Raw genomic sequence first — 7,664 nt, forward strand, 5'->3', positions numbered from 1 at the left:
CGGCAGCCCGCGCCGGCCGCCGCCGTGATCCCCATCGTGCCCCGCGAGCTGCAGGCGCCGGTCCAGGGCGTGGTGCGGGGCCTCGGCGGGCTGTTCCGGCCGCGGCCCTGAACCGCGCCCGACGCGCTTCTTCAGCCCGCGTCGGGCGCGGCGAGCGCCGCGCGCAGCGCCGCTTCCTTCGTCTCGTCGAAGGAGCTGCGCATGATCTTCCCGCCCGTGCCCTGCAGCCGCGCCAGCACCTTGTCCGGCGTGACCTTGCGGATCAGCAGGAACAGCGCGGCATCGCCGTTGTGCAGGCTGGCCGCGACCTCCTTGATGAAGGCGTCGTTGATGCCGACGTCGGTGAGCTTGCCGGAGAGCGCGCCGGCCCCCGCGCCGATCGCGGCGCCGACCAGCGGGTTGAGGAACAGCATGCCGATCAGCGTGCCCCACAGCGCGCCGCCCGCGGCGCCCGCGGCGGTGGTGTTGAACACCTGGTTCAACTTCACGCTGCCGTCCGGCCGCTTCACCGCGATGCAGGCATCGCCGAGCTCGATCAGGTACTCCTTCTGGAGCTCGAACAGCTTGCTGCGGATCTCCTCGGCTGCGGCCTCGGTCGGATAGGCGATGACGAGCAGGTCGGCCATGGTGGGTCTCCTTGTCTGGGGTCGGGTCGGATCACTGGTACGGCGCGAAGGCCGCGGCGGCGGCGGCGTGGCCGGTGGTGCCGCGTAGCGCGAAGCCGAGCAGCAGCCTGGCCTTCGGGCCGGAGAGGCAGCCGGCGGCAATGAGGCCGCGCTGCAGCAGCTCCGCCTCTCCGGCGCCGGCGTCGGAGATGCGGAGCGGCCCCGGCGCGTCGTGTGCCGCCAGTACTACCGGCATGGTCGCGGCCAGTTCGCCGAGCAGGGGCGCGGCCTGCGGCGGCACGCGGCCGGCGCCCAGGCCCTCGATGACAGCGCCGGCATAGCCGAGCACCGGCAGGGAGCCGAGCCAGCGCCCGTCGTCGCCCATGGTCCAGCGGAGCAGCGCGACAGGGCGAGGCGGGCCGCCATAGGAGGGCAGGCAGGGCAGGCGGGGCACGCGCGCCCAGAAGCGCGGCTGCCCGCCGGCCACCACGCCGATGGGGCCCGCCACGGGAGAGACGAAGGCCGCCGCGTGGCCGGTGCGCGCCTGCTCGACGAAGCGCGCGCTGTGGATCTCCTCCTGGACTACGACGAGCGCACCGAGCCCGCAGGCTTCGGGCGAGGCGGCGACCCGCGCCGCGGCGACCAGGCCCGGCGCGTCACCGGGCTCGGGCGCGCCCGTGACCACGATCGGACGGTCGCCGGCCAGCAGGAGGTCGAGGATGAAGGCCGATTCCTCCAGCGTGTCGGTCCCTTGCGTCACCACAGCGCCGTCGAAGCCGTTTGCGAAGGCGTCCTCGATCCGTTGCGCGACCTGCACCAGATGCGCGGGCGAGAGGGAGGCGCTGGGCAGGCGCAGCGGCGCCTGCGCCTCGACTTCGGCAATGGCGGAGAGCGCCGCCATGCCGGCAGGCCGCGCCCTGGCGCCGTGCCCTCCCATGCCATCCGCCAGAAAGGCGGTGTCGGCACCGAGGGACAGTACCAGCAGGCGCGGCCGCCTCACGCGCGTTCGCCGGCCGGCGCGTCGTCCTCGAAGCCGCGCTCCAGTTCCGCGCGCGTCGCAGGCCGCGTCGGCGGGTCCGCCGGGATCTGCCCGGGCTTGTAGCCCGGCAGGCGGCTGGCCGGCAGGATCGCGAGCAGCGCGACGCAGGCCATGATGAGGAGCCCGATCTTGAGCGCGCGCAGGCGGGCCTCGGTGTTGACCTGCACCGCTTCCTCGACCTGCGCGGGTGTGGCCGTCGTGCGCTCCATGATGGTGCGCAGGCGCTCGTTGCTGACGAAGTTGATGCTGTCGAGATCGACCTGCGCCTGCACCTCGGCCGGCAGCCGCGGGTTGCTGGCGAGCGAGGCCATCACCGAGGAGCTGAGCAGCCCGACCAGCAGCGCGCCCGCCAGCGCCGTGCCGACGCCGGCCGCGAGGTTCTGCGTGGTGCCGCGCAGGCTGCCGACGTCGCCCGCGAGCTCCTTCGGCGCGGCGGTGACCAGCACGTTGAACAGCAGCGTCACAAGCGCGCCCTGGCCGATGCCGAAGACGATCAGGCCGACCATCACCACCGGCGCGCTCCAGTCGTTGCGCACCACCCAGGCCAGCCAGAGCAGCGCCACGGTGCAGATCGCGAAGCCGCCCATGCCGATGATGCGCGGCGTGAAGGTCTGGTAGACGCGCACCACCAGCATCGCGGTGAAGAACACGGTCAGGTTGAAGGGCAGCATGGCGATCGCGGTCTCGATCGGCGTGCGGCCCTGCACGATCTGGATGTAGAGGGGGACGGAGAAGTTCAGCATCGCCTCCAGCGCGACCACGGCGAACAGCGCGATCACCGCGGCACGTTCGCGGTTGGAGGTGATGACGCGCAGGTCGAGCAGGGGCGTGCCGCCGCCCTCCTGAACGCGGCGCGTCCACATGATGAAGGCCTGCAGCAACACGATGCCGACCACGATCATCAGCGGCGCCGGCGACATGCCCATGATGTCGAAGGGCGCGGCCGGGCGCGCGACGCCAAGGCCCCAGCGGTTCAGGTTGTTGAAGCCGAACACCACCATGATGATCGCGGTGGCGGCCAGCACGACGCCGACCGCGTCGATCTTCACCTCCGGCCGCACCCGGTCCGCCTTGAGGCGGAAGCTGAGGAAGAACACCAGCGCCGAGACGCCGATCAGGATGCCGAAGACCGGGCGCCAGCCGATGAAGGTGCCGAGCATGCCGCCGATCAGGAAGGCCAGAACGCCCGCGCCGGCGCGGGCGGAGCCCAGAGCGCCGACCGCGGTGGCCTGCTGCTGCCCGGTGTAGTGGTTGGCGATCAGCGCCACCAGCGCCGGGACGATGACCGAGGCCGCGAGCCCGCAGAAGAGCTGTGCGACCAGCATCACCGTGGCGTTCGGGCTGACCACCATCAGCACCTGGCCGACGCCGAACACCGCCACCACGATGCGGAACACCTGGGTGGACCCGAAGCGCTGCACCAGCTTCGCGCCCAGCATCACGAAGCCGGCGACCGCCAGCGAGTACATGACGATGCCGGTGGCGACCGTGGTGGGCGGCACGCCGAAGCTGGCCACCATGCCCGACAGGGCGACCGGAAGCGAGGCGACGTTGAAGGACATGATCGCCTGGCCGAGCGCGATGGCGATCATCGGCGTCCAGGATTCGGTCGCCTTCTCGGGCGGTGCCGCGGTCTCCGCGGTGCTCGTGCTCATGGGCGGTGTCCCGATACGGTTGCGCGCGTCAAACGGCAGGCGCGGAGATGAAGAGGTCGAGGCCGAGGCGCTGCGAGAGGAACTGCGCGACGAGTTGGCCCCGCACGCTGTTGCCGGCTGCGTCCAGCGGCGGCGCGAAGGTGCCGAGGCCGCCCTTGCCCGGCGAGACGGTGACGATGCCGCCGCCGATCCCGCTCTTGCCCGGCAGACCGATCTCGTAGAGCCAGTCGCCGGAGGTCTCGTAGAGGCCGGCGGTGGCCATGATGGCGAGCGCGTAGTGGCAGACCGCCGGATCCACCACGCGTTCCTTCGTGATGGGGTTCACGCCGCCATCGGCCAGCGTCGCGCCCATCACCGCCAGGTCCTGCGCGGTGACGTTCAGCGAGCATTGCCGCGTGTAGAGGTCCACCGCCTCCATCGGGTCGCCCTCGATCCGGCCGAGCGATTGCAGGAAGTAGGCCAGGCTGCGGTTGCGGAAGTTGGTCTCCCGCGCGGAGGCCAGCACCTCGTCGTTCATCGGCAGCTCGCGGCCGGCGAAGCGCGACAGCCCTTCATGGATGCGGCGCCAGCGCGCCTCGGGATCGGCGCCGGAAATCAGGCTGGTCGTCGCGATGGCGCCCGCATTGACCATCGGGTTGGTGCGCCCGTCCGGCATGTGCTCGATGCCGGCAGCGGAGTTGAAGGGGAAGCCGGTGGCGTTGGCGCCGATGCGCGCGCGCGCCTCGGCCGGTCCGATCTCCTGGCAGACCAGGGCGAAGACGAAGGGCTTGGAGACCGACATGATGGTGAAGGGGTGCTGCGCGTCGCCGGCGCTGAAGATGCGCCCGCTGGCGCCCACCACGCAGATGCCGAACAGCCCGGCCGGCACGCGGGCCAGCGCCGGATAGACGCGCGACACATCGCCCTCCGCATGGCTCGCGAAGCGCGCATGGGCGGCATCCACCAGCGCCTGCACCTCGTCCGGGGTGGGCAGGCGCCCGGTGGAGACGAAGTCGCCCTGTTCGCCATACGCCATGTCGGTCCTCCCGGTCTCTCTGGGACGCGCGGGACGGCCGGCGCCCGCCGGGGCGCCACCCGTCCCGCCAGGCTTGCCCGGATCAGCGTGTCAGCGTGACCTCGCCGACGATCCGCAGGCCGTCCTGCTTGTTGAAGGTGTAGGCCTTCATGCCGCCGGACTGCGGCTGCACCACGACGACGCCGCGGCCCATGTCCACGCCGACGATCCGGCTGGCGGGCTCGCGCACCTGAAGCTCGTTCAGCAGCATCGTCTCCAGCACGCCGCGGATGGTGTTGCCGGGCCCCTGCGCGACCCGGCGCTCCACCTCCGCGCGGATCGCCGGCGAGAGCTCGGACAGCTCGGCCTGCTGGAACTCGCGCGAGCCCGCCGAGGACTGGGCGAGGGCCGGAAGCGGCGCGGCCATTGCGGCCGCGATCGCGGCGGCCGCCAGAATCCGGCGCGGCCGGGCGGGGAACATCTGCATCATGGTCTGGTTCTCTCCTCCGTTCTGGCGTCATCCTGGACGCCGGCGCCGCTCATGCCGATGCGACGCCGGTCGCCGGCTGCCGCTGCGACGCTATCGGGCGCGGCCGCGCGGTGGATGGGCTGAGAATCCTCGGATTGCGCGGCGCGTATCAGCTTCGGCCGGCGCGCCCGGCGGGCTGCGCACGGCGTTCCAGGACTTTGCACGGCGTCTCGCCCGCGTTCCGCGCCCGCGCGAAGCGGCCCAGAGTGCCCGCAATGTCGCGTGTGGTCGGACGGGAACGCCGCGGCGCCGCCAGCGCCCGCAGTCCCTCCGTGCGCCCGCGCCGCACCGAGCCCCTGGGGAGAGGGAAGGCCCGCATGACGAGCCTGCATCTTGCCGGCGTGCCCGGCATCCGCCCGCCGCAGCCCGCCGGGGCCCTCCGCCCCGTCGAGTTCTCGACCGGCGCCTATGCGCCGCATGAGCAGCTGGATGCGTGGCGGGCGATGTGCAGCCCGACCATCGAGATCATCGAGGCCGGCGATCCCGCCGCGGGCTACGAGGCGCGCCACCAGGTCTGGAAGCTCGGCGCCTTCGCGCTGAGCCGCGTGGTCGCGCAGGCCGCGCGGTATCGCCGGACGGCGCAGCAGATCCGGCGTGACTTCCTGGACCACTGGGTCCTGTGCGTGGCGACGCGCGGGGAGCACAGCCTGCGCACCGAAGGCGCCAGCGTGACGGTGCCGGCGGGGGTGCCGGTGGTGTTCTCCCTCGGCAAGCCGTTCGAGGGCGAGCGCGGCGACATCGAATGGCTCTGCCTGTTCATTCCGCGTGACGGCTTCCCCGACCTGAGCCCGACGATCGACCGGCGCTGCCAGGTGCCGCTGGCCTCGGCCCCCGGCCGGCTGCTCGGCGGCTTCCTGGAGCGTCTGGTCGCGGAGTTGCCGAACATGCCGGATGCGGAGATCCCGCGCGCGGTGGAGGCGACGCGCGCGCTGGTGACCGCTGCGGTCGCTGGCGGCACGCCGGATGCCAGTCTTGACGAGGCGGACATGCAGGCGGCACGGCTGGCGCGCGTGCGCAGCATCATCCGCCAGCATCTCCGCTCGCCGGAGCTGACGCCGGACTGGCTGTGCCGCCTGGCCGGCATTTCCCGTTCGCAGCTCTACCGGCTGTTCGAGCCGGTGGGCGGCGTCGCGCGCGAGATCCAGCGCGAGAGGCTGCGCTGCGCGCATCGCGCCATCGCCGAGGCGGACGGGGCCCGCACCCTGCACGAGATCGGCGAGGAATTCGGCTTCCCGGAACCGACCACCTTCAGCCGGGCTTTCCGCCGGGAGTTCGGCTATCCGCCGAGCGAGCTCCGACGCACCGGCCCCTGCGTGCCGGTGCCCACGCTGGCGACGCCGGTGCATGGCGGAGTGGACTTCCTGGGCGTGTTGCGCCACATCTGACGGGCGGCCGATGCGGCGCGGCCGGCTCCGGCCCCGGCCGGGCGGCCGATCGCGGCCTCGATCGGCAGGGAGATGCTTCGCTGACGTCGCACGCCAGCCAGCGCGGCGGCACCTCGGCGCGCATGCGCGCCCTCTGGCCGTCCCGTGCCGTGGCGTCCGCCCTGGCCCTGCTGGCCGGCGGCTGTGCCAACGTCGTGCGGCTGGACCCGCCTCCGCCACAGGCGACCGAGCGGATCGCGGTACTCGGCGCACCGAATGCGCGCTTCTGGTTTGACGCCGGGTCCGAGGCGCTGCGCGAGGAAGCGCGGCTGATGGCGGAGCGCGAGGCGGCGACGCTGCCCGCCGGCGCGCCACGGCCGCCACTGCGCTTCCTGGCGCTGTCTGGCGGGGGCGACCACGGCGCCTTCGGTGCAGGCGTGATGGTCGGCTGGACCGCGGCCGGCGACCGGCCGAGCTTCAACGTCGTGACCGGCATTTCCGCAGGCGCCCTGATCGCGCCCTTCGCCTTCCTCGGCCCGCCCCACGACGGCCAGCTGCGGGAGGTCTTCACCGCCGTCGCGCCGACCGATGTGCTGCGGCTGCGGCGCCTGGTCTCCGCGGTGCTGTTCGATGTGGCGCTGGCCGATGCCTCGCCGCTCTACGCGCTGATCGAGCGCTACGCGGACGAGCGGATGTTGGCGGCCATCGCCGAGGAGTACCGCAAGGGCCGCCTGCTGCTGATCGGCACCACCAACCTCGACCTGCAGCGGCCGGTGGTGTGGAACATCGGTGCCATCGCGGCAAGCGGCCATCCCGGCGCGCTGAGGCTGTTCCGGCGCATCCTGCTCGCCTCCGCCTCCATCCCTGGCGCCTTCCCGCCGGTGCTGGTGGATGTCGAGGAGGGCGGCCGGACCTATCAGGAGATGCATGTGGATGGCGGGGCGGCGACGATGGTCTTCCTCTGGCCGCCATCCTTCGACCTGCGCGAAGCGGCGCCGGCCGGCAGCCGCCCGCGCGAGCGCATCGCCTATGTGATCCGCAATGGCCGTATGGACGTCGAGACCCAGCCCCCAGGGCGGGGGCTGTTCACCATCGCCAGCCGGTCCCTGGCCACGCTGCTGCATTTCGCCGGCATCGGCGACGTCAACCGCATCTACCTGACGGCGGTGCGCGACGGCGTGCAGTTCCGCCTCGCGTATATCGACGCCGACTTCCATGCGGAGCGGGCGGAGCCCTTCGACACGGCCTTCATGCGCGCTCTCTTCGCGCATGGCTACGAGCGCGCGCGCACCGGCTATCCCTGGGCGACGACGCCGCCCGGCGTCGGCACGCTGGTTCCCGGGGGCGCCCGCGGCCGCGCCGAGTGACGCCTCGGCCGCACCGCCCGGACTGGCGCGATGCGTGCCCATCGGACGGACGGTCCAGGCCCGGGATGCCGCGCACAGCCCGGCCCGGCGGCCAGCGCGCTGCTCCTCGGC

General features: G+C 72.8%; 7 protein-coding genes. 2 read left to right on the top strand and 5 right to left on the bottom strand.

What is annotated here, in order from left to right; all coding sequences use genetic code 11:
• Positions 1-131: 131 nt before the first annotated feature.
• From OZN99_RS20675 to OZN99_RS20695, 5 genes are all read right to left on the bottom strand, one after another.
• Positions 132-626: a DUF1269 domain-containing protein gene (locus OZN99_RS20675; protein ID WP_270937147.1), complete on the bottom strand. Its 495-nt coding sequence runs from the start codon at positions 624-626 to the stop codon at positions 132-134.
• A gap of 31 nt (positions 627-657) precedes the next feature.
• Positions 658-1,605 carry an asparaginase domain-containing protein gene (locus OZN99_RS20680; protein WP_270937148.1) on the bottom strand — a complete coding sequence of 316 codons (948 nt, stop codon included), beginning with the start codon at positions 1,603-1,605 and terminating at the stop codon, positions 658-660.
• Positions 1,602-3,299, bottom strand: a complete 1,698-nt coding sequence (locus tag OZN99_RS20685; protein ID WP_270937149.1) for an MFS transporter — start codon at positions 3,297-3,299, stop codon at positions 1,602-1,604. The genes OZN99_RS20680 and OZN99_RS20685 overlap by 4 nt, the downstream gene beginning before the upstream one ends.
• Before the next feature lie 28 nt (positions 3,300-3,327).
• Positions 3,328-4,314, bottom strand: coding sequence for a glutaminase A (gene glsA / locus OZN99_RS20690; protein WP_270937150.1), 987 nt, complete (start codon positions 4,312-4,314; stop codon positions 3,328-3,330).
• 82 nt (positions 4,315-4,396) lie between these two features.
• Positions 4,397-4,783, bottom strand: coding sequence for a hypothetical protein (locus OZN99_RS20695; protein WP_270937151.1), 387 nt, complete (start codon positions 4,781-4,783; stop codon positions 4,397-4,399).
• 1,157 nt (positions 4,784-5,940) lie between these two features.
• On the opposite strand from OZN99_RS20695, the gene OZN99_RS33570 reads away from it, so the two are divergent.
• Positions 5,941-6,207, top strand: a complete 267-nt coding sequence (locus OZN99_RS33570) for a helix-turn-helix domain-containing protein (protein ID WP_408611876.1) — start codon at positions 5,941-5,943, stop codon at positions 6,205-6,207.
• A 122-nt stretch (positions 6,208-6,329) separates the two neighbouring features.
• A complete protein-coding gene (locus tag OZN99_RS20705) occupies positions 6,330-7,553 on the top strand; it encodes a patatin-like phospholipase family protein (RefSeq protein ID WP_270937153.1) in 1,224 nt (407 codons plus the stop codon).
• Positions 7,554-7,664: the final 111 nt, after the last annotated feature.

The organism is Falsiroseomonas oryzae, assembly GCF_027856955.1.
Lineage (GTDB): Bacteria > Pseudomonadota > Alphaproteobacteria > Acetobacterales > Acetobacteraceae > Falsiroseomonas > Falsiroseomonas oryzae.

Coding starts and splice junctions, on each gene's coding strand:
- OZN99_RS20705 (WP_270937153.1), top strand. CDS start 6,330: ATGCGCGCCCTCTGGCCGTCCCGTGCCGTGGCGTCCGCCCTGGCCCTG.
- OZN99_RS20695 (WP_270937151.1), bottom strand. CDS start 4,783: ATGATGCAGATGTTCCCCGCCCGGCCGCGCCGGATTCTGGCGGCCGCC.
- OZN99_RS20685 (WP_270937149.1), bottom strand. CDS start 3,299: ATGAGCACGAGCACCGCGGAGACCGCGGCACCGCCCGAGAAGGCGACC.
- glsA (WP_270937150.1), bottom strand. CDS start 4,314: ATGGCGTATGGCGAACAGGGCGACTTCGTCTCCACCGGGCGCCTGCCC.
- OZN99_RS20675 (WP_270937147.1), bottom strand. CDS start 626: ATGGCCGACCTGCTCGTCATCGCCTATCCGACCGAGGCCGCAGCCGAG.